21 protein-coding genes and 1 riboswitch are annotated in these 23,239 nt (G+C 55.3%); of the genes, 5 read left to right on the top strand and 16 right to left on the bottom strand.

Annotated elements, in window-relative coordinates; all coding sequences use genetic code 11:
* Positions 1–228 precede the first annotated feature (228 nt).
* Positions 229–747 (top strand): DUF421 domain-containing protein, encoded by a 519-nt coding sequence (locus tag DNH61_RS12355; RefSeq protein WP_111146962.1) that lies wholly within the window; start codon positions 229–231, stop codon positions 745–747.
* A gap of 25 nt (positions 748–772) precedes the next feature.
* Here the strand turns inward: DNH61_RS12355 and DNH61_RS12350 are convergent, their stop codons facing one another.
* From DNH61_RS12350 to DNH61_RS12330, 5 genes are all read right to left on the bottom strand, one after another.
* A complete protein-coding gene (locus tag DNH61_RS12350) occupies positions 773–2,059 on the bottom strand; it encodes a voltage-gated chloride channel family protein (protein WP_111146961.1) in 1,287 nt (428 codons plus the stop codon).
* A 238-nt stretch (positions 2,060–2,297) separates the two neighbouring features.
* Complete coding sequence (locus DNH61_RS12345) at positions 2,298–4,016, bottom strand: carbohydrate-binding module family 20 domain-containing protein (protein WP_111146960.1); 1,719 nt, start codon at positions 4,014–4,016, stop codon at positions 2,298–2,300.
* Positions 4,017–4,690: 674 nt separating this feature from the next.
* Positions 4,691–6,682, bottom strand: coding sequence for a DUF2207 domain-containing protein (locus DNH61_RS12340; protein ID WP_111146959.1), 1,992 nt, complete (start codon positions 6,680–6,682; stop codon positions 4,691–4,693).
* A 121-nt stretch (positions 6,683–6,803) separates the two neighbouring features.
* Positions 6,804–8,102, bottom strand: coding sequence for an NCS2 family permease (locus tag DNH61_RS12335; protein WP_111146958.1), 1,299 nt, complete (start codon positions 8,100–8,102; stop codon positions 6,804–6,806).
* 62 nt (positions 8,103–8,164) lie between these two features.
* Positions 8,165–8,264, bottom strand: a riboswitch (purine riboswitch).
* A gap of 210 nt (positions 8,265–8,474) precedes the next feature.
* Positions 8,475–8,663 carry a hypothetical protein gene (locus tag DNH61_RS12330; protein WP_111146957.1) on the bottom strand — a complete coding sequence of 63 codons (189 nt, stop codon included), beginning with the start codon at positions 8,661–8,663 and terminating at the stop codon, positions 8,475–8,477.
* A gap of 176 nt (positions 8,664–8,839) precedes the next feature.
* On the opposite strand from DNH61_RS12330, the gene DNH61_RS12325 reads away from it, so the two are divergent.
* Genes DNH61_RS12325 through DNH61_RS12315 form a run of 3 tightly spaced genes read left to right on the top strand, consistent with a single transcriptional unit; the run spans position 8,840 to position 9,930 of the window.
* A complete protein-coding gene (locus tag DNH61_RS12325; RefSeq protein WP_111146956.1) occupies positions 8,840–9,064 on the top strand; it encodes a spore coat associated protein CotJA in 225 nt (74 codons plus the stop codon).
* On the top strand, positions 9,061–9,342 hold the full coding sequence (locus DNH61_RS12320; protein WP_111146955.1) for a spore coat protein CotJB: 282 nt from the start codon (positions 9,061–9,063) through the stop codon (positions 9,340–9,342). Before DNH61_RS12325 ends, DNH61_RS12320 begins: the two co-directional genes overlap by 4 nt.
* A gap of 18 nt (positions 9,343–9,360) precedes the next feature.
* On the top strand, positions 9,361–9,930 hold the full coding sequence (locus tag DNH61_RS12315; protein WP_111146954.1) for a manganese catalase family protein: 570 nt from the start codon (positions 9,361–9,363) through the stop codon (positions 9,928–9,930).
* A gap of 87 nt (positions 9,931–10,017) precedes the next feature.
* Here the strand turns inward: DNH61_RS12315 and DNH61_RS12310 are convergent, their stop codons facing one another.
* Positions 10,018–12,111: a carbohydrate-binding domain-containing protein gene (locus tag DNH61_RS12310; protein WP_111147351.1), complete on the bottom strand. Its 2,094-nt coding sequence runs from the start codon at positions 12,109–12,111 to the stop codon at positions 10,018–10,020.
* A gap of 273 nt (positions 12,112–12,384) precedes the next feature.
* On the opposite strand from DNH61_RS12310, the gene DNH61_RS12305 reads away from it, so the two are divergent.
* Positions 12,385–13,245 (top strand): PDZ domain-containing protein, encoded by an 861-nt coding sequence (locus DNH61_RS12305; protein WP_111146953.1) that lies wholly within the window; start codon positions 12,385–12,387, stop codon positions 13,243–13,245.
* A 183-nt stretch (positions 13,246–13,428) separates the two neighbouring features.
* On the opposite strand, the gene DNH61_RS12300 is transcribed toward DNH61_RS12305, so the two are convergent.
* The 10 genes from DNH61_RS12300 to DNH61_RS12255 are packed head-to-tail and all read right to left on the bottom strand — an operon-like array spanning position 13,429 to position 23,236.
* Complete coding sequence (locus tag DNH61_RS12300; protein WP_146241007.1) at positions 13,429–14,343, bottom strand: hypothetical protein; 915 nt, start codon at positions 14,341–14,343, stop codon at positions 13,429–13,431.
* Between the two features lie 8 nt (positions 14,344–14,351).
* Positions 14,352–15,272: a YqaJ viral recombinase family nuclease gene (locus DNH61_RS12295; RefSeq protein WP_111146951.1), complete on the bottom strand. Its 921-nt coding sequence runs from the start codon at positions 15,270–15,272 to the stop codon at positions 14,352–14,354.
* Positions 15,273–15,282: 10 nt separating this feature from the next.
* A complete protein-coding gene (locus tag DNH61_RS12290) occupies positions 15,283–16,083 on the bottom strand; it encodes an RnfABCDGE type electron transport complex subunit D (RefSeq protein WP_181438685.1) in 801 nt (266 codons plus the stop codon).
* The gene (locus DNH61_RS12285; protein ID WP_111146950.1) at positions 16,080–17,822 is read right to left on the bottom strand and encodes a CRTAC1 family protein; all 1,743 of its coding nucleotides are present in this window, start codon (positions 17,820–17,822) and stop codon (positions 16,080–16,082) included. The genes DNH61_RS12290 and DNH61_RS12285 overlap by 4 nt, the downstream gene beginning before the upstream one ends.
* Entirely contained in the window at positions 17,813–18,859 is a 1,047-nt protein-coding gene (locus DNH61_RS12280; RefSeq protein ID WP_245948156.1) for a DUF1702 family protein, read from the bottom strand. The genes DNH61_RS12285 and DNH61_RS12280 overlap by 10 nt, the downstream gene beginning before the upstream one ends.
* Entirely contained in the window at positions 18,856–19,104 is a 249-nt protein-coding gene (locus tag DNH61_RS12275; RefSeq protein WP_111146949.1) for an acyl carrier protein, read from the bottom strand. Before DNH61_RS12275 ends, DNH61_RS12280 begins: the two co-directional genes overlap by 4 nt.
* A 16-nt stretch (positions 19,105–19,120) precedes the next feature.
* The gene (gene fabG, locus DNH61_RS12270; protein ID WP_245948155.1) at positions 19,121–19,879 is read right to left on the bottom strand and encodes a 3-oxoacyl-ACP reductase FabG; all 759 of its coding nucleotides are present in this window, start codon (positions 19,877–19,879) and stop codon (positions 19,121–19,123) included.
* 15 nt (positions 19,880–19,894) lie between these two features.
* Positions 19,895–21,160, bottom strand: coding sequence for a beta-ketoacyl synthase N-terminal-like domain-containing protein (locus DNH61_RS12265; RefSeq protein WP_111146948.1), 1,266 nt, complete (start codon positions 21,158–21,160; stop codon positions 19,895–19,897).
* Complete coding sequence (locus tag DNH61_RS12260) at positions 21,153–22,010, bottom strand: beta-ketoacyl synthase N-terminal-like domain-containing protein (protein ID WP_181438684.1); 858 nt, start codon at positions 22,008–22,010, stop codon at positions 21,153–21,155. The genes DNH61_RS12265 and DNH61_RS12260 overlap by 8 nt, the downstream gene beginning before the upstream one ends.
* Positions 22,007–23,236, bottom strand: coding sequence for a beta-ketoacyl-[acyl-carrier-protein] synthase family protein (locus DNH61_RS12255; protein ID WP_111146946.1), 1,230 nt, complete (start codon positions 23,234–23,236; stop codon positions 22,007–22,009). The genes DNH61_RS12260 and DNH61_RS12255 overlap by 4 nt, the downstream gene beginning before the upstream one ends.
* Positions 23,237–23,239 lie beyond the last annotated feature (3 nt).

The raw sequence follows: 23,239 nt of genomic DNA, 5'->3' as shown, positions 1-23,239 counted from the left end.
CCAGTGATAATGATTATCATAGTCAATGATAAGGCAAGTTACCCGGTTCTAACATAGACAATATCCAGAAATTCCTTGGACAATAGTTAGATCCATGCCTTGTCATGCAGTCTGATCACGCCACGTACAGGCCATAAATCATTCGTTTACAGACAATAAAAAACCCGCTCTCCCAACAAGAATAACCCTATTGCCAGTTGGCATAATAAGGATGTAGGGAGGGCTTTTATGGATATTACCTGGCATATTGTGTGGAAAAGCGCATTCATCGTTCTGTTCGGCATTCTGATGCTGCGGTTCTCGGGACGCCGCTCCATATCGCAGATGACGGCAGCCACGACGGTTATCATGATCTCGATCGGCAATCTGCTGGCCCAGGGTATTCTAGAGAAGGCTGTCTGGCGCTCCGCCGCTACGGTTGGTCTCTTCCTGCTCTACCTGATGCTGCTTGAGTATCTGGAGTTCAAGCTTCCCTGGTTTGAACGGCTGATGACGGGCAGAACGACAGTCGTGGTCCGCGAGGGCACGGTGGATGCCAAGGCGCTTCGAAAGCTGCGGATCACCCAGCACCAGCTGGAGATGAGGCTCCGTCAGCTCGGCAACCTGCAGATATCCGATCTGAAGAGCGCCACCATTGAAGTTAACGGGCGAATCGGGTATGAGCTGATGCGGCATGCAAGACCAGTGACCGTTGGAGAGTTGGAGCAGATGCTGCAGGCCCTCAAGGATTCCAGTAAACGACCTTGACAGCTCCACAGCCTTCAACACCTCTCTATTTTCTCCTGCCCTTCTCCACACTCGAAATCGTCTCCCCCGGCTTCAAATTAAACATCCGGCTCTTCGGCTCGTATACCTGCTGCGTCGGATAGATGCTGTGATAACCTGATAACAGGTGGCTTACGATACATACGATGAAGAAATAGAACATCCCCTTGCCGCCGAACAGCTCCAGACTCAGCACAAAGCAGGCGAGCGGCGCTTGGGCCGCTCCACAAAATACGCCGACTAGGCCGAGAGCAGCCGCGAAGCTGACCGGCAGCGCAAACAGCGGCGCAAGCACATTGCCGAGCGTGGAGCCGATAAAGAAGAGCGGAATGACCTCTCCGCCGCGGAAGCCCGTGCCCATGGTAATAGCTGTGAAGATGATTTTGCTGAAGAAGGCGAGCGGCGGAACCGTTCCTTCGAAAGCTTGATCGATCATCGGCAGACCACGTCCGAGATAGTCTCTTGACCCAATCAGCAGGGTCAGCCCGACAATAACCAACCCGCCCAGGAAGCCGCGGATAATGAGGTTTGGTAGATGCTTGCTGCAGTAATGGTATACACCGTGCCTGATCTGGCTGTACAGCACACTGGCCAAGCTGAATAAAGCAGCGAGCAGGAAGACTTTCCCGAAGGTCAGGGCTGTCATCTCCGGCAGCTGCTTGATCACATGATGCTCATGCTTGATTCCCCAGAGGGTGGTCACCAAATGTCCCAGCAGACTGGCGATGAAGCAGGGCACAACCGCGTCGTAGCGCATGCGCCCAAGGGCGACTACCTCCATCCCGAATACCACCCCGGTAATCGGCGTACCGAACGCTGAGCCGAAGCCGCCGCTTATTGCGGCAATCAGCAGAATCCGCCGGTCCTCCTTATTGACCCGGAAGATCCGGTTGACCGCCTCCGCGAGGCTTCCCGCCATCTGAATGGCGGCTCCTTCCCTGCCCGTTGATCCCCCCAGCAGGTGGGTAATGAATGTCCCGACAAATACAATCGGCCCCATTCGCAGCGGCACTTTCTTGGCGCCTTCATGGATGTATTCCAGAATGAGATCGTTACCCGCCCTGGATCCGCTTCCGAAGTACCGGTAGAGAAATCCTATGACAGCGCCTCCGAGAGGCAGCAGGTAATGCAGCCAAGCGGAAGCCTTCCGGGTATCCGTCACAATATCATTCATAGTGATCAGGAAGGCAGTTGTACAGCCCGCTGCCGCGCCGATTAAGCTCCCCCAGAACAGCCACTTCGCCATTAACAGGAGATAGGAGGTGGCACCTGTCCTGCTTGCATCTGTATTCATCGCCATGTCCCCTTGTCATGATCTCTCCCCAGCAAGCCGCCTCGCGTGGGAATGGTTGTCTATAGTGTGGCAGTGTATGGGACATTTATGCCCAAAAAATAGACGAAGCTCCATCATGGAGCTCCGCCCTTGTAATATCTCGAATACATTCCTCTAAAGATGCCTGTAAATGCTGTTCATCATTCATCTGCCGCCGCTCAAGAAGAAGAGGGCCGCCAGGCCCTCCTTGCAAACGCTGTCAATTATTAAAATTGAAGGTTACCGTAGGATTGCTCGCCGATACGGTGTATGTCCGGTTCGCTCCGCTTCCCCACACTACATTATTGCTGGCATCCTTCTTGATCGCCTTGAACTCGATGGCTGTCCCTTTCGGCAGCGGAATGGTAATCGTCCAGGTCGGATAATTCGCAGGGCTGGCAGGACCTACTGCATTCGCTGGATTCCAGCTGCCGAGTGCAGGAATATTGCCAACGATAAACACATTCTGCCCCATCACAGTCGTCGCATTCTGGACATTGAAGGTCACGTTGACCATCTCGTTCTCAGTTCCGGTGCCCGGCTGGTCTCCTGCGCCATACAGTACAGCAATCTGTCCTGCCCCGAGCGTTCCTGTAATACGGCCGTTCGCTGCCGTAAATGTGCCGCCGCCGCTGGCTTTGTTCGTATACGTGCCGCTTGCGAGCGCTGTAGGCGAATTGATCTGCGCTGTGCCGCCGAGGTTAACGATTGTCATCCCTTTCGTACCGCGCTCGATCAGCATAATCTCATTGCCCTGCGTCCGCAGATACTCCGGCTGACCCACCATAGCATTGCGGAATTTATTCACCGCTGCTATGTCCGGGTCCTTCCACCAGTCGTTGCCGGGGGCGCCAAGCGGACTGCCAAATTTTCCGCTGCCTGCCGGGCGGTTGAAGTACAGCGATGTCGCCTCTGCTCTGGCAGCGATCATGGCCCAGCCCATCTCGGTCTGCCATTGATTCATGTTGGTCGACTCTGCTGAATCGTTCGCGTAGGTGTCATGCGTCTCCACCCATGTCACCAGCTTGGACGGACTCACACTGACGCCGTAGTGCTGGGCATAATTCACGTTCTTACTGCTGCTGAAGCCGACTGCGTTCCGGACTTGATGTCCGTACTCCGAAGGCGTTACGTTCATATAGTTGGCATAGCCAGCGAAGTTGTCCGCGCCGCCCTGCAGAACCTCACCATAGATATAGAGGTTTTCCTTGTTCTGAAGCGAACCGAGCACCCGCGTCCAGAAGTTCGAACCGCCCGTCTCGTTCGGAAGCTCAATGTGCTTGGCTGCATCGAAGCGGAAGCCGTCAGCCCCTAGCGAAATCGCATCATTGAGGAAGGCAATGATCATGTCCTGAAGCTGCTGATTGGACGTATTCAAGTCCGGAAGGCCGATGCCCCACTGCGTAACCTGCCAGCGGTTGTTCCAATCTTCAACTCCTCTGGCTTCATGCCAGAAATTCGAGTTATTCTTGATTGCCGGATCAACATTGGCTGCAGGCTGGTACTGCAGACTGCCTCCTCCTGCATTCCCGGTATGGTTGGCAACCACGTCTACAATAATGTTGATGCCGTACTTCTCAGCCTCTTCACACAGTCTGCGGAAAGCCTCCCGGTCTCCAAGCTGAGCGTTGCCGATCTTGAAGTTAATGGGCTGATACAGCACCCACCAGCTGCTGCCTTGCATCGTCGGTTCCTTGCTTCCCTGGATCGGGGATGTCTGAACGGACTTGAAGCCTGCAGCAGCAAGCGCTGGGAGATTGTTCCGAATGTTATCGAACGACCAGTTCCAGGCGTGAAAAATAACCCCTTCCTTCGTCGTTGCCGGCAGCCCGTACGAATTCGCAGCATTCGCCTGCGGCACACCGGCAGCACCTACAATTTGAAGCAGCAGCGCAAGAGACAGCACATACTTCCAGAACGGTCTTGCCATCTTTCTCATTAACACATCTCCTTTAAGCTTATATTTTTACAGCATTTCGCTGTAAATAACGGATTTGAAGTGACCAGCTTCCTTTGGGTTCACTTTGGATGCGCTTACATAATACTTGATAATAAAAAGTCCCAGGATGCGTCGCTCGAAGCTGAAGTATCCTTTGACTAGATAACGATGGGCTTGCGAGGTACGGCGCGGCAGCCGTATTTCTCTCACAGTTACAACGTAGATGAGGATAACCTTATGGGTATAACCCTATGTAACACTTACAACAGATCAAATGCAAACGCTTGCATTTCTTAGGCCTAATTATGGCATCCATGTGAATAATCTGTCAACCTTTTTTCTTCAATAAGGGAATTACCCCACATTCGCCGGACTCATTTCCCCTTATATATCAGGCAGTTTCAGCTGCTAACCCTGGTTCAAAGGTCTATTCTCCATCCCCATATAACACCGAGCCTTCTGGCTTGCTTATCACGAAATATGACGCAACCGTTTGCGCCAAACTCAGGCTGCTTCACAGCCTTGACCGCTCCTGAAATTTTCGCCAAATAAAGGGCGTCCCGCAGTCATTATGACTTTCGAGACAGCCCCGATACGTCACAGTCGTCTATTCTGCTCTGAACTCTCCCCTAACCAACGCTCGAGGATTGGCAGGTACCAGACATATAAGATACTCAATCTCCGCCGCCTCCGCCGTCTCCTCCACTGTCACTCCCTCCATCACTGCCGCTGTCTCCGCCGAAGCCCCCGTCTCCATAGAAGCCGCTCCCGCCATCTCCGTATCCGCCTCCGCCTGATCCAGACAGCTTCCGCTCTATATGCTTCCACGAGTGAATAAAGGCATAGTTGATTGCTTCATGCGCAGCAGGGTCGAACAATGGAGATGCCGAATAGAAGCCGGGACCCGCCTGATTATTCCCAGCATGCTTCAAGAATCGCAGGCCCACGCCAAGCAGCAGCGCATCCTCCATCATCCGTTCGAGACCAGCCGGATCACTTCCTCCGTCGCCGCCCCTTGCCAGCCTCTGGCGATATCGCTTGATGGCGCTCCGGAACGCTTCCGAGTCACGATCTGTTACTCTGCCCGGGAGCAGCCATACAAGGATCAGTGACAGCAGCACGAAGTTAAAATACTCCATGACCACCGGTTCGTGCACAATCTGGGCGACCGCAAAGAAACAAGCGGCCAAGTATGCGGTCATGAAGCCCTTATGACGGGTGCGCAATGTAAGCCAGACGGCACTTCCCCCAAGAACGAGCGCCAATACAGCGATCCATCCTAGCGGCTGTACATCCGCCATATACAAGTAGATGACTACGATCAGATGGACAAGAGCCAGCGCAGAAAAAATGAACCTCCCCGGCTTGTATTCTCCGATTCCCACCATCTTTTTCGTCTGTCCTTCCTGTGCTTCCAAGAGCATCCGCCACCGGGTGAACGCTCTTCTAAACCGCCGGATACGCTGTATGTATGGCTTCATGGAGCCCTTCTGTCTGCGTTCGGCCGCCGTTGGCCCCGAGATTTTCTCAAGATCTAACACGCCTGTCCCGCCGAACAGCCAGCTGACCAGATGCCGCTCCGCCCCCCTTAGTCTAGAACGGCTCCCCCTGAATGCAAACTGCGGCAGCTGCTTCGGCGCTTTCCGATCCTCCTGAAATCGTGTACCCGACTCAACCATGGAGATATCGACCATCCCCCTGCGGCGCAGGAAAAAAACGCCCGCGAGCACATCCGGCATTCTGAGTTCACCCTTCCTGTAAAGGTGAACGAGTCGGACCGGGTCCATCTGTTCGAGCTGCTCGTGCGAGACCTGCCGTCCTCTCCACCAGGCTGTAAGCCTGCGCAGCGAGAGCGCATAGAACGCAGCACCTGCAGCTGCGATGCAGCTGAGCCATAGCGTTGCTTCACGGCCGGCATCGAGCCGATCATCCCGCTTCGCGAACTGCTGCTTCAGCGCCGTCTCCTCAAGCATCCGTTCCGCCCGTGTTGTTCCCGCCGTCACTTCCGTATCCGGGACCGCTTCCGCTCTGAAGAATACCTTCAGTCTCACCGTGTCCTGCTCCGGCAGCAGCTTGTTCTCATACCGGACCTGCCGGTCTGCTGCGTCCGCCAGGAAACCTCCGGAACGGTCGTAAGCGTAGCCGACTAGAGGTTCATTCACATGCTCCCGTGCACGCACGATTACGGTTACGTTATGATGATCCGCTTCATTATGCGCTAGCACGGTCCAATCGAGCTCTCCGCCGTCCGGGTATTTCACGGCTTCCTGATCAAGCCGGTAGCGGTAATACACCTGCACCGTTTCATCCTTTGCATGCACATCGGCGTAATAAGAGCCTCGCTTGGCATCCAAGGAAACCGGATAACGCTCCAGACCCTCATAACCGAAATTACCGAGCTCGCGGTCATCCGGGGGCATGTAAGCCTCGAAGAACTCGATGTTCGAATCCCCGTAGTTATCCATATAACGGCTTATCCTGTCATACTCCCCGCGGACCGTATAGGTGAACAGCTCCTCTACATACAAGTCACCGTCAGGCAGGAGCTCCGCTATAATATCTGCTTGATTGATTGAATACTCATTAGCGGAGCTGCATCCTCCCAAGAGCAGCATCAGACCTAATACCGCCGTCACTAGCCCCGCAGCTGTCAAACGCCTATTCATCCCATTTCCCTCCCGTTGTTAAACAAAATTATAGCGCATTATGGAAGGTAAAAAACCCCCTTGCAGGTCGCCTGCAAGAGGGTCGGTAAACTTATGATTCTATTGCTGCCTCGCATGCCCGTTAATGAGCAAAGAACGCAAGCTGGACGGCAAACAAAACTGCGAACAGATAGAAGATCGGATGTACATCGCGCCACTTGCCGCGGACTGCCTTCAGTATCGGATACGCGATGAAGCCGACACCGATACCCGTTGCGATGCTGTAAGTCAGCGGCATCAGCACAATGATCAGGAAGGCCGGGAAGACCACTTCAAAATCGCTCCAGTCGATCTTCTGCAGCGTGCTGATCATCAGGAAGCCGACGATAATGAGTGCCGGGGCCGTAATTGCCGGAATAGCGGCCAATACCGAGATCACCGGCGTGAAGAACAGCGTCAGTCCGAGCAGCGCGCTCACGACTACTGCTGTCAGTCCTGTCCGGCCGCCTACCGCAACACCCGCGCTGGATTCGATATAAGCGGATGTCGGGCTTGTGCCCAGCATGGCACCAGTGGTCGTGCCGACGGCATCCGCCAGCAGTGCGCCCCTTGAACGCGGGAACTTGTTATTCTTCAGCAGTCCGGCCTGCTCGGCCACGCCGAGCATCGTGCCTGTCGTATCAAACAATGTGATCAGGAGGAAGGTGAAGATAACCCCATACAAGCCGTTCGAGATCACCCCGCCGATGTCCATCTGCATCGCTGTCGCGGACAAGCCTGTCGGCAGGCCTACCCAGCTGGACGGCAGATCCATAAGGCCCATGAACCAGGCAATGATGCCCGTGATCAGCATCCCGACAAACAGGTAGCCCTTCACCCCATAGGACATCAGCACAACCGTAATCGTAAGGCCGATGATGGTAAGCAGCGTCATCGGTTCCGTCAGATTGCCGATCGTGAGCAGCGTGGAAGGCGAATCCGCTACGATGCCGGAATTTTGCAAGCCGATGAAGGTAATGAACAGGCCTATGCCTGCCGTGATGGCATGCTTCAAGCTCTGCGGTATCGCATCCAGCAGCATAAAGCGGAAGGAGGTCAGCGACAGCAGCACGAAGATAATCCCGGCCACGAAGACGGCGCCCAATGCTGCCTGCCAGCTGACTTCTCCGCCCCCAACCACCGTAAAGGCGAAGTACGCATTCAGCCCCATGCCCGGCGCAATGACAATCGGGTAGTTGGCCCAGAGTCCCATAATCAGCGTGCCCACGATACTGGCGAGCACTGTGGCGATGAAGACGCCGTTAAAGTCCAGTCCCGCCTGGCTCAATATACCCGGGTTCACAATGACGATATACACCATGGTAAAAAAGGTTGTAATACCAGCCAGCATCTCAGTTCCCACCGATGTGCCGCGTTCCTTAAGCGCAAACCATCTGTCCATTCGTTCCTGCCTCCATGTTCCTGAATATAAAAAATCCCAACTCCTGTATAGGATGCGTTGAAATACACGGATCCCATACTCGTAGTTAGGAATTATTGGCTCCTAGTAGAAACCCTCAAACCATATTATTGAGGATATACGAGTTTTTTCATGCCTTTGATAGAATACTGGATTGAAAGCAGAGTGTCAATGGTTCTCATAAGGATTTTCGCTATTTTTCCGAACGTTTTGGTTTGCGCGACCGATATCGTTCGGGTTGTTTTCCCGCTTAACCTTCCCCATATAAAAAAAGGACGGCCAGATTTACTCCGGCTGCCCCCCCTTAACGCGAAATCCCCCAAGGGACCTCTTGCTTGCGCCGTTCTCTTCAGGTTATTTGTTCTCCTGATTTTCCGGCTTCTGGTACTCTTCCTGCTCGTCATATTTGTTCAGGTGCGATACCATCGCTTCCACCGCATCGTCATTGGTCGTCGTGTGCGATGGAACTTCCTTCACTTCGTCATCGGTCTTGTCGAGGAAATTTTGCTGGTCCGCTCTGATTTCTTCAATTCGGTTGCTCACTTTTAATTCCTCCTTCCATGAGAGCTTCCGTTAGCTTCCCCATGCTGTACCGCCGATATTCTTCCTCCGCTGCCTGCTGTCCCTAACCGGCCTGCGCCTGCCAAACCAGACGTATGAAACAGCCCTACGCCCGCATAGAGATAAGAATAAGAGCCTTAAACCGGGAGGAGTTACCCATGTATACAACCAGAAAAAGCTATACGCCCTTCGTCGGTCCCTTCGATCCCTGCCCGCCGGTCCGTGTCAAGACCTACGAGACGCCGCCGCAGCTCTATATGGGCTTCCAGCCCTGCGGCCTGCCGCAGTTCCAGCCGAAGGAAGCCCTCAGGCATGGAACACTGTGGCCTGCACTGTTCGCGCCGTATACCAATCCCTATGAGCAAGGAGGGAACCGGGAATGACCCATGCCTCCAGCTGGACGGATGAGCAGAAGCACAAGTATTACGAGCTTATGCAGGAGATCCAGGAGACGGATTTCGTATTGGTTGAGCTGAACCTCTACCTGGACACCCATCCGGACGATCAATCCGCTATCGCGCAGTACAATCAGTTCGTGCAGAAGAGCATGACGCTGAAGCATCATTTTCAGTCTATGTTCGGGCCGCTCTATCACTTCGGCAACAGCTATTCCCCTTCGCCTTTCGCGTGGAAGGAAGCACCTTGGCCTTGGCAGGTCTAATACGAAGGAGGCAGAGGCATGTGGATCTATGAGAAAAAGCTGCAGTACCCCGTTCGCGTCAGCAAATGCGACCCCATGATGGCAAGGTACTTGATCGAGCAGTATGGCGGCGCTGACGGCGAGCTGGCCGCGGCCCTGCGGTATTTGAATCAACGCTACACGCTCCCGGAGAAGGTCATTGCGATCGTGAACGACATTGGAACCGAAGAGCTTGCCCACCTGGAGATGATCGCCACCATGATCTACAAGCTGACCAAGGATGCCACGCCCGATCAGCTCATCGAAGCGGGCCTCGGGGCGCATTATGCCAATCACGATAAGGCCCTCTTCTTCCACAATGCCGCCGGTGCGCCGTTTACAGCGACTTATTTTCAGGCGAAGGGCGATCCGATTGCCGACCTCTACGAGGACGTGGCAGCAGAGGAAAAAGCGCGCGCTACTTACCAATGGCTGATCAACATGACCGATGACGTCGACCTGATCGACAGCCTCACCTTCCTCCGCGAACGGGAAATCGTGCATTCCCAGCGGTTCCGGGAGGCGGCAGAGATGCTCAAGGCCGATCAGCAGACGAAGAAAATATTTTAGCAGCAGGAAAAAGAGCGCCGGGCGGGTCATTGCCGCATCCAGCGCTCTTCTTCATGCGAAACCTGATAGGCCTACTCTGTGCTGTGCTTAACCCGCACTTGCTGCGGAAGCTGGAGGCGCCGCGGGAACTCCGCTCCGGTCGCGGCCCATGCCGGCTCCGCCGCCGCGCCCGCCGCCGAAGCCGCCGCCTCCCGGCCCTGCTGCCTGGGCCTCTGTCTCTCCTGACTCCGACATATAAGTGACAGGCTTCGTCAGTGTAAAGCTGACAACCTCGGTACCCTGCTGATAGGTCCCTTCCGCGTATAAACCATCCGCTGCATTACCAGATGCCGATCCCCCGGTGTAGAGTGTATACGTCTCATCCTTGCTCAGCTCCGGCGACGAAATCACAATGGACTGATAATCCTTTGCCGGAGCGAAGGTGAAGACCGCCTCGCCGCTGGCATTTTGCACATGGACGATCGTGCCTGCCGCCTGCATCTGCGTGAACGACATCAGGACGGAATACTGGCTGGATCCTTCGGAAGGAGCCTGTGTCATGCCCGAGCTGCCTGCTGCGATAAGCGTTCCCCCGCTGACCTCGAATACGCCGTCATAATCGAGCGCACTGTTCCCGCTGCCCGTCGGACCATTAACGATAACCGTCCCGCCTGACATATACATGGAGCCATTCGCATCAAGCCCGTCACCCGCTGCATCCACGGTGAGATTGCCGCCGCTGATGTAAAGCGCCGCGTCACCGGCAGCACTGAAGCTATTCTGTCCAGCACGGCCGTTAAGGGAGGAGCCGTCATTCCCGCCTGCCGCATTAACCCCGTCATCGCTTGCTGTTACATGCACCTCTCCGCCTGTCATGCTGATCAGCTTGCCTTCTATTCCCTCGTAGCTCTTCGTAATCGTCGTTGTGCCGCCGGCAATACTCACCTGCGAATCCGCATGAATGCCGTCGTCGCCTGAGGTGATATTAAGCAGGCCGTCATTGATATGAACCGTACCGTTGCTGTGAACGGCGTCATCCGCAGAATCAATCGTGAAGCTGCCGCCGCTGATCGTAATATCCGAGGCTGCCTTGATGGCCTTTGCGCTCGTGGAATCCGTGGTGCTGGTCTGCGTCTCTGTGCTCTGCTGAACTTGTGTGCTCTGCTGCGCCTGCTGGGCCTGAGGGTTCCTTGCCCCCGCTTGTCCCCGGTCGCCGCCCCACTGTCCCGCGTCTGCCTGCTTGCTGCTGTTCACACTTCCGCCGCCGGTAGTCAAGCTGTACTCTCCGCCGGTTACCAGCATCGACGTCTCGGCCTGAATGCCGTCTGCACCCGCTGTTACCCGGTAGGTGCCGCCCGCCAGCAGTATAAAGCCTTTATCCGCATCCTTATCATTGGTGGACTTCATACCGTCTCCGCCAGCTTCAATCTGAATATCAGCTTCGGTTACCGCCAGAACATCCCGCCCGATGATTCCATCGTCGACCGCACGGATAATGAGTGTGCCGCCGGTTATCTTCAGATCATCCTTGCCCACGATGCCATTATTATATCGCCCTTCTACTATCAGTGTACCCGTACCGTTGATCGTAAGATCATCCTTGCTGAAAATTGCTGCATTAGGCTCGCCCTCCTCGGCATCATCAAGCACGTAATTCTCTTCGTCCGTTAGCGTATTGCTTGTGCCTGGCTGAAGGGAGATCACCGTCTTCTCCGCCTTCTTCACATAGACCGGCGCACTTGTTGAGCTGTTGATCTCCGCACCGTTCAGCACGATTCTGACCAGGCCGTCCGATTCCAGGTCGACGACGATCTGACCGTCATTCAACTGGCCGCTGACGACATAAGTGCCCGGGAGCACAATTGTTATTGCGCTTCCCGATATGATTGCGCCTTCCCCCTGCAGAGCTGCTGTATCACCCTGAAGCTGGATATAGCGGGGGCTGCTGCCCTCCCAGTCGATGAACTGATCCTCTTCTTCATAGGAGACCATATCCGCTGTTACCAGGAACGTATCGGCTGCCGCTGTCGCCACCGCATCTTCTGCACCTGTCACGGCTGTCTGTGCCGTCTCTGCCGCCGCTGTACCGGATGCCTCTTCAGTCACCGTGCTCTGTACACCGCTGCTATCACTGCAGGCCGCCAGCAGCATAACCGCCAGCAGCGCCGAGCCGAGCCTCATCTTGATTCCATTGCTGTTCATTGTCGCTTCCCCCTTATCCATACGCCCCGCCAAGAATGTCTCCTCGCTTGACATGCCCGCTTAAGACTAGCTCTACTGTACCAGCCGAATCTGAAGCCGCCCTGAAACAAATCTGAAAGATCACTGAATGTTCGGCAGCAGGACTCGGGGAATGAGGGTTTGAAGAGGCAGCAGCTGAGGCTTGAGGAAGAGAGAGGTTTCTGGCGCCGCCTGCAACTAACACCGAGCAAACAGCCCCAGAGCGTTATATACTGCTGCCGGAGGTGTTATCGCATGTTAACGAATAACGGCGCGTCAACGAGCAATACGGTCTGGATCGAGGCAGCAGCAGATGAAGTATGGCGGTACGTCGCTACCGTGTCCGGCTGGAAACAGTTTCTGGCCGATCTCTCCTCTCTGTCATCACCGCGGGATGAGATCATGGCGGGTGACACGGTCGTCCTTGTCATTGGCGAGCTGACCAACAAGGCTTCCTGCGTGGAGCGGATCGAACATAAGCTCATCTCATTTGACGAACAGTATGAAGTTGTAATGCCTGATGGCAGCCTGTGGCCGTACAGATTGCAAACTGCGTTTCGCGTGCAGGAGCGCAGCGGCTTCACGGAACTGGAGGTAATCGTGAATGGCTATGGCCGGGATGAAGCAATGCAGTGGATCAGAGAGTGCGGGGAGATGGGCTGGAGGCAGTCGCTGTTTCATCTCAAGACAGTCGTAGAGCTGGGGCTCGACCTTCGCAACGAAGTCTTTAATTACCCGCGTCTTGGCGTGCTCAACTATACAGCAACCGCCGAGCAGCTCTGCCGGCAGGGACTTGACCCTGACCGCCAAGGAGGCAACCATATTGGGACTGCTTATCCGGGAGGTCCTGCCTGGAAAGCCGGGCTCCGTGATGGAGCATTAATCGTGAAACTCGGGGGGCGGGCTGTCCCGACCTACCGGGATTTTGTCGTGGCGCTCGGACAGCTGTACGGCAAACCGCCTGTTCCGGTAGAAGTGGTGTATTATTGGGAAGGCCAGCGGTACACCACACATATAGAACCCACGTATGATGATCAGTTTACCGGCATGGTCGATCCTGAAGCGGAGCCGCTGAGCGAGGTCGCAGCGCGGAGGAAGAGACAATCCAGGGTATAGGCAGTCGCATGCAACCTTACTGCATGAACATGAAATCTGCTGCCGCTTATGACTGCCATACCCTCTCCAAGCTCCCTCAGGTCCAAACGACAGTTAAATCCCAACTATAAACTGCGGAAGGGGGCTGTCCCTAAGTCGTTATGACTTATGGGACAGCCCCCATGTTACGCATATGGCAGGTGTCTAATTCGCATACCAGTTCAGCTTAAAACCCCAGCGCCCGATATCATAAGCAAATGCCAGGCCCCAATAGTAGATGAAGTACGCGCCCCCGATCATTAGCGCCACGCTGCTGATCAGACGCAGCTTCTCCGGATGGGCTGCCGTCCACGCCGACAGCTTCCTGCCGAAGCCGCCGATTAGAATGGCGAATACGAGGATCAGGCCGACCGACTGTCCGATGCCCTGAACCACCATGGCCGCCATGACATAGAGGACACTTCCCGACTCAGCGGCGTAGGCGAGGAAATCCCGAAACACCGGGTACGGTCTGCCTATCGCGAAGAAACCTGACATCAAGCCCATCAATCCGGCCTGTGTCATCGGTGAAGCAAAGAAACGCCTGATCGAAGCCGGCAAGCAGGATATAACACGATTCATAAACCCAAACGTGATGAGGCTCCATATCACCATCATACATCCCAGTATGGTAAATGTAGTTTGGGCCTGAGATAACCTCACCTCCCGCTCATTATACTGGCTGAGCTGCCCATCCCCCAAGGCCCCGATGTAAACGCCGTAAGCGGCACATACCACCGTAACGCCTGCCAGAAAGACAAGCAGCGCCCGCACTGCAGTAAAACGGCTGGCCGCCTTGGAGCAGGTCAAGCCGGGCAGCATGCTGAAGACAACGCAGTTGCAGGCTGTAAAAGTAGCCGCAAGCCCTGCGACTGCCGCAAACAGAAAGCCAAATCCTGCCCCCTTGTCCTCATAGGTCGCTGCAGCCGGGTCCTCGCCGATTAACGGTGCGGCTACGACATTTTTGCCAAAATCGTCAACTACATGGTAATTCCAAAAGCCGGCGGCCACGATTCCAATAATAACCGCTGCCGCTGCCCAGCTGATTCGCCTTCGCAAAGTATACGGTTGTTCTGCCACGTGCATCCTCACTCCGTTTCCTGCAAATTCATGTTCATGTTCACCGTCAGCCTGAATCTGCGGTAATGCTGCCGGTTTCCTGTCCGGGAACGGACGGTTCGCCACTCTACGAGGACGCTGCCCGCCTTCCCTCGTTCATGCTGTCCAAGCATCTGCTTGAGACGGTTCTCCGCTTCTGTCTTCCGGCGGAAAGCCGATTTCTCCTCCGCTTCAGCCTTCCTGTACTTTGCGATCCAATCCTCCGCCTCACGCGGCAGCAGCTTGCAGCTGTCCACACAGGAATCATCAGGCGGGAACTGCCTGCGCAGCAGCCTTACAGCCCCTTCGCTGCCGTCAAGCTCCGGCGGACGCCCGGCTTTGACATGGCCCTCCCAAAACTGCAGGCCCTGACTGATAATCCGCTGAACCATAGCCTCATCCCGTTCAATACGTACAATCTTCAGTTTATTGCCGCCAACGAGAGCCGCCACCCACCAGTGATCCGCTCCCATGACAGCCATATAATGCTGGCACTGAAGCAGCGGGACAAGCGGGACCTTGCCCCCGTCCCACTCGGGGCTGCTGTATTCACCCGTAGATTTGCAGAGAAGACCAGCACCGTCACCGACAACCCAGCGGTCGACTGTAGCAATGAGATGCCTGTGCTGCGGATGCGCGTAGATCATATTGCGGCGAACCGTCCGAAGTCCGGTCTGTTCGGAGAACTGCCTGGCAATGACCCCTTTCATAGAAAGGCCCAGCTGCATTCTCTCAGTCGGTTCTTCCCGCCCGGCTTCGCCGATCTTGTCCAGATATACTTCCAAAGCAGTTTTCCATGGATTCATTCCTAACACTGCTGCTATATCGCTGCCTCCAATTCCTGTTCTTCTCCATGCATCACGTTCTTCCGCAGACATTAGCCTGGTATGGGTTACAACACTTCCACCCATCGTATCCCTCCTATTCCATAGCGAGCTTGCTTGTTTGGCGGCGGTTATAAAGTCTGTATGGCAGTCCGACGAACAGGGCTATCAGAAATGCTGAATAAAATGGGGAATTCGTAACCTCCATGACACGCAGAGCTGCATCCACGGCGGCGATTCCAAGAGCGAATAAAACTCTGGCCCTGCGTGTTGGCGGTGTTGTCTGCGGGTCGGTAATCATGAAGAAGCAGAACAGCTGGAAGGATGCACCGAGCATAGGCCCGAAAGCAAAAAACAGGGGGTCTCCAAAGAGGAAGGAGCGGACAGCCGCAAACAGCGCAAATCCCGAGATAAAGGCAAGCACCGTATCCAGTCTCCCGGCCGTGTATGCTGCAACAGCTCCGAGAAGCAGGATAAAAGCCATGATTTCGTACCCGTTTGTCCACTGCTTGGGCGTGCTGACGGCATACTGGGGTAAGAACCAGAGCATGAAGCACATGGCCACATTGTTGGGGTTAAACAAGTGCTTGCCGCCGATCCGGACCGTATGCTTAATGCCGATGGACAGAACAGATGCCAGCGCATAAGGCCACAGCAGATGGGAGCTCAGCAGCAGGCTCACGCCAAGTCCGGTAATGAGGGCGCTGAGCGGGACGATCCATCGCCCGCGCAGCATCCGGGTTAGCACCAGCTCGGCCGCTACTGCCGCCGTAACGGCGGTAAACATACTGTCCCACTGCTGGAAGAAACCAAGGAACAGCTGGCCTGCGGCTACGAAGCTTGTCAGAAATAAGAGAACATAATAGCGGGGATCTATCCGTTTAAGCTGCATGATCATTCAGCAGCAGCTCCTTCAACAATCGTCGTGATTCGGTCAATCGGAACGTCACCCAGCTCTTCCACCCGGCCGCTGGGCCATTCAATCCGGATGCTGTCGACCGCTGTTGCCTCCTTCAGTCCAAAGTGAATGCGCGGATCGCTCTGCCCTCCGTGACTGTTCCCTCCATCGCGTTCAATGACAGTGGATACCCCGTTCACGGTGAATGTCACCTTCGCACCGACTGCATCCCGGTTGCTCGGCGGTGTTCCAATCAGATGCAGCTTGATCCAATGATGGCCGGTTTCATTGTGATTCTTGTATACACGCGCAGGACCGTCCTGCACGGCGAATACAAGATCGAGACTGCCGCGGTTCCACAGATCGACCGCCGAGACACCGCGTGCATCCTCGGTAAAGGTGATTCCTACATCCTGGGCTACGTCTGTAAAGGTTTGACCGTCGTTGAGGAACAGCTTCTTCTGCTCATGCCCTGACATGGACTTATCTTCAAAGTCAGGCCAATTCTTCGTATCTTCCACAATGTCGCCAGGCGTTGTCGCCAGGATGCCCATGTCATACCAGTAATCCCGCTTCTTGCTGGCGGATATGAAGCCGTTGGTCACCATCAGGCTCATCTCGCCGCTGTTGTTGACATCCAGAAATCTGGCCCCCCACGAGAATCCTGACTGCTTGAGTCCGAGGTCAGGAGCATGGTCGCGGAACACCCCATCCTTGCCTTCGTGCCACAGCTGGTTGCCTTCGAGCAGATAGGTTTCCTTGCTGATATTACTCACATAGAAGGCCAGCCTGCCGTCATGGAATAGGTCTGCGAAGTCGACGTTCATTCCCTTGAAGGTATCGTCGCCAATGCCGCGCTTCTGGACCACCTTCTTAAAGCCCTTGCCATCCTGATTCAGCAGCAGGGAATCCGGACCGAAATCATTGGCATTGTACAGGTCCGGCCAGCCATCACGGTTCAGGTCAGCAGAGCCGGTTGCCAGTGTCCAGCCCGTATCGTCCACCCCAAGCTCAGCCGATACATCTGTAAACGTGCCGTCTCCGTTATTCCGATAAAGTACATTAGCTCCCCCATTGCGCGCCCGTTCGAAGTCGCTGTGCATAATTCGGGTAGAGTTCAGGTTCCATAGATCATCCGTTTCTCTGAAATAGCATCCCAGATAGAGATCCAGGAATCCGTCACGGTTATAGTCCAGGGTAATGACCTTGTTCACATAACCGTTGTAGCCGACCCCTGCAGTGTCTGTTATTTCCGTAAAGGTGCCGTCTCCGTTGTTCCTGAACAGCTTGCTCTTGCCCCAGCTGCCGATGAACAGGCTCGGATAACCGCTGTTATTGTAATCAAACCACACCACCGACTCGGACATCCCGTGTGTGTTGACATCCGCAACTCCAGCAGCAGCCGCGACCTCCTCAAAGGTGCCGTCTCCCTTATTGCGATAGAGAGCGTTGGCTTCCCCCCGTTTACTATTAATAAAGTAAAGGTCCATCCATCCGTCTGCGTCATAATCAGCCGCTGCCACACCTGCTCCGGTGGAAGCCAGCCACTGAAAAATATTCGCTACCTTCGGATCGAAGGTATCCTTGGCATGGGCGAAGGTGATTCCCGATTCCTCCGTTACATCCTCGAATGAGAAGCCATGGGATACCGGCTTGCTCTGGCTTGTACAGCCGGTGACCAGGATAGACAATAGAGCCACGGCGGTATAGACGATTCTCTTATTCTTATTTAACAGCATGCTTCCTTCTCACTCCCATCCTGCGGCGTTCCCCGCTGCTTAAGCAGCATTCTCATCTGATCCATCCACCTCGTATAATACGAGCCGAAGTCCTCTGCTCTATGCTTCATGAGAACCTCCGCTTCGCGCACCCAATCTACATACCGCTCGGCACACTTCGCGTATTCATCCGTGAAGCTCTCCAGCTGTTCGTACCAAAACCCCTCACTCTGCAGCTTCCTGGCCTCCCAGCCAAATGCCATCCCTTGGCAGTAGGAAGCACGATATCCGGATGGTACGCGGGCTTGCGATTCAATGCCAAACGGTATGCGGTCGAATAGGCTGTAAGCAACCGCCAGGCCAAGCCCGCTGTAAGTATCCTGACGGTAAGAGGCTGGCAGCTGTTCGATTGCTGCTACCGCAGCTTCCAGGTTGAACTGGCTCACGAACCATAGTCCTCTTCCGTAACCCTGAAGACACACCCGGCGGCAGTCCAGCGGGAATTTCTCAAACTGCAGATGGACCGACGGGTCTTCCTGAGATTCAAACAGCGCAGCTCTAAAACCCACCCCATCGAATACAATATGGGCATAGCGGGGGTCCAGCGTCTCCATCCATTTGCGATATCCGCCAAACCGGTAACGGTAACGAATATGCAGCCACCAGCCAAGCCCGACATAATACTGGTACAGGTACAGCGGGTCGAGCTCACGAATATAACGTTCAAATCTGCGGCCTCTGCCCGGCCACAATGAAGCCTTGGCCCCAAAGCCCATACCTGTTCCTTCATAGGCAAATCCCTTGTAAAACGGGTCCTCTGATTCAAGCGATGCCCGAACCTTCTGCAGCCGCAGAAATGGTCGGATCACCCGGTTATTACCGCTGAGGAAGGCTCGTAAGATAATTGGAAACCGTGTACTGTACAGAAGATTCTCCGGAAAGTGAAACCTTCTTGTCATACGGGGAATGTTGACTTGGAACAAACGGAGATACAGAAGCGGGGCAGCTATGGCGAAAAGTACGGCCAATGTCAGCCCTGTCACCAGCTTGGTCATCATTGGCTGTATTTACCTTCGGCCTTGGCAACAATATCAGACAGTCTCGTTAAGGAGGCGAGTTCTTCCTCCTCCAGCCGGATTCCGAATTCCCGTTCAAGATGAACGGCGAGCTCCAGCGCCATTAACGAATCAACACCCAGCTCCTCCAGGGGGCGGTCAAGACAGGACAGCTCCCATTCTTCACCCGTCAGCTGGTTCACCAGCTCAATCAGTCTTGCACTAAACTTGTTCATATCCTGCTTCATATCCAATCCCCTCTCATCAAGATAGTGTCAAGCCGCCATCTACGACCAGCACATGCCCGGTTATATAAGAGGCTGCATCCGACAGGAGAAATGCGGCAGCCGCGGCAGCCTCTGCCGGCTGTCCAAGCCTTCGCATCGGTACAGCCTGCTGAGCCCGCTTCTGCTTCGCCTCCGGCATCTGGCCAAACATATCCGTGGCCACATAGCCTGGAGCTATGGCGTTTACCCGCACGCCAAGCCCCGCCGTTTCCTTGGCCATCGCCTTCGTGAGTCCGATAATCCCCGCCTTGGCTGCCGAATAGTTGACCTGTCCGGCTGCACCTGTAAGACCGGACACAGAGGTCATATTGACAACGCTCCCCTGTGCTGCGGAGAGTACGCGTATTAATCCTTGCGTCATCGTAAAGATTGAGGTGAGATTCGTATTCAGCACGCTGTGCCACTGTGCCGATGTCATACGAAACATTGGATTATCCGCGGTGATTCCTACATTATTAACGACATAATCCAGACGGTCATCCCACTCCTCCGCAATGACATCCCTGAAACGGCGAATCTCGTCTTCTACGGCATGATTGCATGGAACCGCCCGGACCAATGGGCCAAGCGGGGCACATTCCCTCTCCAGGCTGACGGCGGCTTCCCCGCTGCTCCTGTACGTAAACATAACTTCTGCGCCTGCCTGAGACAGCAGCTTAACCATTTCCCGTCCAATTCCTCTCGAGCCGCCTGTTACAATCGCCCGCTTGCCTTCAAAGTTCCATTGGATTCCCAAGCACCCATCTCCCCCTTATCTGTCTACCTGCTCAAAGACTGCCGCTGCCATAAAGCCGCCGTATGCGGGAACGGCCTTCATCACTCTGTTCAGCCTGCAGCTCCTGGCCTTCGTTACGACAGGCAGTTCAAGCTTCGGATCAGGCTCATCACAGCCGGCCGCTGCGGGTATCACGCTGTCTCTCATGCAGTGCAGAAGCAGAATGGTCTCAAGCAGGGCATTAGCACCAAGCGTATGGCCAATACAGCCCTTGAAGGCGGTTACGGGGGGAACGGTCCCGAACGCTCTGCGCAGCTGTGCTGCCTCATACTTGTCCCACAACGCATTACCCGTGCCATGCGGAGCAATCAAGTCGATCGGCTTGCCGCTGCCATCTTCCGCTGCCAGCCTGATCGTCTCCGCATACGTATGGGAGACAGCATCCGGCAGGGTCAGATGCCAGGTATCCTGCCTGAAGGCGGCGCAGGCATAGCTCGCCATAATACGGTCAGGATTCAGCCCGGCCTGCGAGCCTGCTTCAAGCACAACTGCAGCGGCGCCGTCACCCAGGACCGACCCGTCGCGGCTGATATCATAGGGCTTCAAGCTGCCGCAGGCGGAGCCGAAGCTCTTGCCCTCCAGCCACAGATGCTCCGTAAGATGCGCATAATCGGAACAGGTTACAACTACTCTGGCAGCCCGCCCGGAACGAATCAGCTGACTGCCCGCCTCCAGAGCATACAATCCGGTTGCGCACGCATTATTCATGACAAGTGTCATTCCCCTGATCCGCAGTGCCTTGGCCATATAGAACAAGTAAGGGAAGGACTGCAGCCGGTAAAAGGAATCCCGGTATTCCGCGAAAGCTCCCTCCGGGTCTGTCGAGAGGAATGGCGAACCCGACCCGGCATAGGATGGGGAGGTTAGAATCCGGTCAATCAGACGGTTAACGCCCAGGTTCTCGTGTCCGAGAACAAGTGCCGCATCCTGGCGGTCGGCTTCCGACAAGCCCGCATTATTCATCGCCATTGCAGCAGCCGCCACAGCCATGACGAAATCCCGGTCCTCATGCAAGCCCTCTCCGGACAGCCAGCTGTAGTCGGCTGGCAGCACCCAGTCACGCAGATCAAGCTCTGGCGCAGCATAGACCGGATACCGCCTTTCCCTTCCATCCCCCATCAGGTAAACACGGTCTGATCGCCCGATCCTTGCGTCCCTGACCGATTCCCAGGCTGCGGATGAACCGATTCCCGCAGAAGACAGGCAGCCAGTACCAGTGATGACGACTGAGGGACTATGCATGAACCCGCTCCCCCTTGTTATGCGGACCTGTCAGACAGTAGGAGTAGTAGCCATCCGTCCGTCCACTTACTGTCCAATGCTGCTCCTGTATCTTCCCGCTTACCACACCATGGTAGGCGGAAGCGGCTGCCAGAAATCCGTCAGAGGGCCTGACAACCGGCCCGCAGTCATTACGCGTATAGGTTTCAGCCGCTTCCCATCGGAGCACAGCGGCTGACGGCCCTGCATCGTTTACGCGCCGGAACAGGAGCGCTACGATAGATTCCGCACCCGGCCCGCCTTCTTCGTGATACGTTACGTGGGCCATCATGGAGGGTGGATGAAGCGTGAGCATACAGCACATCACACTATCTGCTTGATTGGAGGATAATAAGTCAGCTGCATACAGGAAAGCGGATGAAGCGGAAGGAACGGCGTCAGAGAGGGTTACACTGGTGCCTGTAATGCGGAAGTAAATGGAGAGGTGGCCTGCGAAGGCATTCATGACCGTCTCGGGGAATAATCCGGGATTTACCCGGCCTACCCCGTATTGACGGGCATCCTGGTACATGGCGACAATGGGTTCAAGATTGGAGTGGCTGGAGCATACCACCAGACTGGTGCGCTCACTGCTCTCACCTTCAAGCGGAGTTTCGACGCCCCCGGAGCGGAATGCCTCCCCTACAGCCAAGCTCCCATACTTGACGGCTCTGGACATTCGTTTAAGCCCCTTCCAGCCGTAATCGGCAGGGTCCAGATCGGGAAGCTTGGAGCTGCCCCATGCTGCCAGACCATCAGGCCTCGGCAGGAACGCCGTTCCTACGCCAGAAGGACTGATAACGCCCGCCCCTGTTAATGCTATAACACTCAACTGGCTTCCTCCTTTCCAGGCTGATTCTGCCATTCATCCTGGCCTTCTACCTCTGCCCTGCCGATAATTATGGATGAATTCACGCCTCCAAACGCATAAGCGTTCGACATAATGCAGTTTGTATGCATGGCAAGCGGCTCATTCGCAATGACCCGAACCGGACAATCCGGGTCCTGCCTGCGCATGTTTATGGTTGGCGGCAGCCAGCCTGAGGCCAGTGCCTTGACACAGACAACAGCCTCAATCGCACTGGCTGCACCCAGTGTATGGCCAATATGGCCTTTAATGGAGCTTGTCACGATCGAGTCATTGAATACGGAACGGAGGGCTACGGACTCCATGCGGTCATTGGCTGGTGTGCCCGTTCCATGTGCACTCACATAACCGATTGACTCCTTACTAATACCAGCCATCTCAATCGCCCGCTTCATAGCCCGGATTGAGCCCCATGCTCCCGGGTCAGGCTGCGTGATATGGTGAGCATCACTGCTGAGCCCGTATCCCATTAATCTGGCCAAGGGTTTAGCTCCCCGCTGCCGCGCATCCGATTCGCGCTCCAGAACAATGGCTCCCGAACCTTCACCAAGCATCAAGCCCTTACGCTCAGCATCAAAAGGCCGGCACAAATCAGGGGTCATTGCCCGCAAGCTGGCAAATCCGGTGAATGCCACCCAGGACATCGCGTCCACCCCAGCCGCCACCATGACATCAGCCCGGCCGGCCATCAGCTCATCCATCGCCCTGGCAATGGCAAGATTGCCAGCAGCACAGGCATTCGTTATGGTCCAGCAGCGTCCGTTGAAGCCAAAGTAATCCCTCATGTGTTCAACAATGACGCCTGGCCCCCCGGGACTTCCCGGCTGGCGGCCATTCATAACCTCCTCGTAAGGAGATATTTCACCCATAGTCGTGCCTATGCAAATACCGGAGCGGCGTTCGGCCTTAACTAATTCTTCCATGTTAAGGCGTGCCTCGTGGAGGGCATCCTCAACAGCCGGGAGGAGCAGGCGTGTTGCCCGCCCTCCTGGTGCCGGATGCAGTGTCAAGTGTTCAATCTCGTCCACTTCGCATCCAATTTGGCAAGTGTGCTCTGACGGATCAAATGCCTTGATTCTCCGTGCCCCCGACACGCCCTGCAGCAGTGCCTGCCAGGTACTCTCGGCCGTCATTCCCACAGGGGTCACTGCACCGACGCCTGTAATAACAATTGTTTCGTAGTTACCCATGTG

Origin of the sequence: Paenibacillus sambharensis (assembly GCF_003233845.1) — a bacterium.
Classification (GTDB): Bacteria; Bacillota; Bacilli; order Paenibacillales; family Paenibacillaceae; genus Paenibacillus_I; species Paenibacillus_I sambharensis.
Note: the sequence above shows the minus strand (reverse complement) of the source record. Positions and strands in the feature narration are given on the sequence as shown.

Coding starts and splice junctions, on each gene's coding strand:
- DNH61_RS12315 (WP_111146954.1), top strand. CDS start 9,361: ATGTGGATCTATGAGAAAAAGCTGCAGTACCCCGTTCGCGTCAGCAAA.
- DNH61_RS12265 (WP_111146948.1), bottom strand. CDS start 21,160: ATGCATAGTCCCTCAGTCGTCATCACTGGTACTGGCTGCCTGTCTTCT.
- DNH61_RS12285 (WP_111146950.1), bottom strand. CDS start 17,822: ATGCTGTTAAATAAGAATAAGAGAATCGTCTATACCGCCGTGGCTCTA.
- DNH61_RS12355 (WP_111146962.1), top strand. CDS start 229: ATGGATATTACCTGGCATATTGTGTGGAAAAGCGCATTCATCGTTCTG.
- DNH61_RS12350 (WP_111146961.1), bottom strand. CDS start 2,059: ATGAATACAGATGCAAGCAGGACAGGTGCCACCTCCTATCTCCTGTTA.
- DNH61_RS12280 (WP_245948156.1), bottom strand. CDS start 18,859: ATGATGACCAAGCTGGTGACAGGGCTGACATTGGCCGTACTTTTCGCC.
- DNH61_RS12325 (WP_111146956.1), top strand. CDS start 8,840: ATGTATACAACCAGAAAAAGCTATACGCCCTTCGTCGGTCCCTTCGAT.
- DNH61_RS12275 (WP_111146949.1), bottom strand. CDS start 19,104: ATGAAGCAGGATATGAACAAGTTTAGTGCAAGACTGATTGAGCTGGTG.
- DNH61_RS12345 (WP_111146960.1), bottom strand. CDS start 4,016: ATGAGAAAGATGGCAAGACCGTTCTGGAAGTATGTGCTGTCTCTTGCG.
- DNH61_RS12320 (WP_111146955.1), top strand. CDS start 9,061: ATGACCCATGCCTCCAGCTGGACGGATGAGCAGAAGCACAAGTATTAC.
- DNH61_RS12305 (WP_111146953.1), top strand. CDS start 12,385: ATGTTAACGAATAACGGCGCGTCAACGAGCAATACGGTCTGGATCGAG.
- DNH61_RS12290 (WP_181438685.1), bottom strand. CDS start 16,083: ATGATCATGCAGCTTAAACGGATAGATCCCCGCTATTATGTTCTCTTA.
- DNH61_RS12310 (WP_111147351.1), bottom strand. CDS start 12,111: ATGAACAGCAATGGAATCAAGATGAGGCTCGGCTCGGCGCTGCTGGCG.
- DNH61_RS12255 (WP_111146946.1), bottom strand. CDS start 23,236: ATGGGTAACTACGAAACAATTGTTATTACAGGCGTCGGTGCAGTGACC.
- DNH61_RS12340 (WP_111146959.1), bottom strand. CDS start 6,682: ATGAATAGGCGTTTGACAGCTGCGGGGCTAGTGACGGCGGTATTAGGT.
- DNH61_RS12335 (WP_111146958.1), bottom strand. CDS start 8,102: ATGGACAGATGGTTTGCGCTTAAGGAACGCGGCACATCGGTGGGAACT.
- DNH61_RS12295 (WP_111146951.1), bottom strand. CDS start 15,272: ATGGGTGGAAGTGTTGTAACCCATACCAGGCTAATGTCTGCGGAAGAA.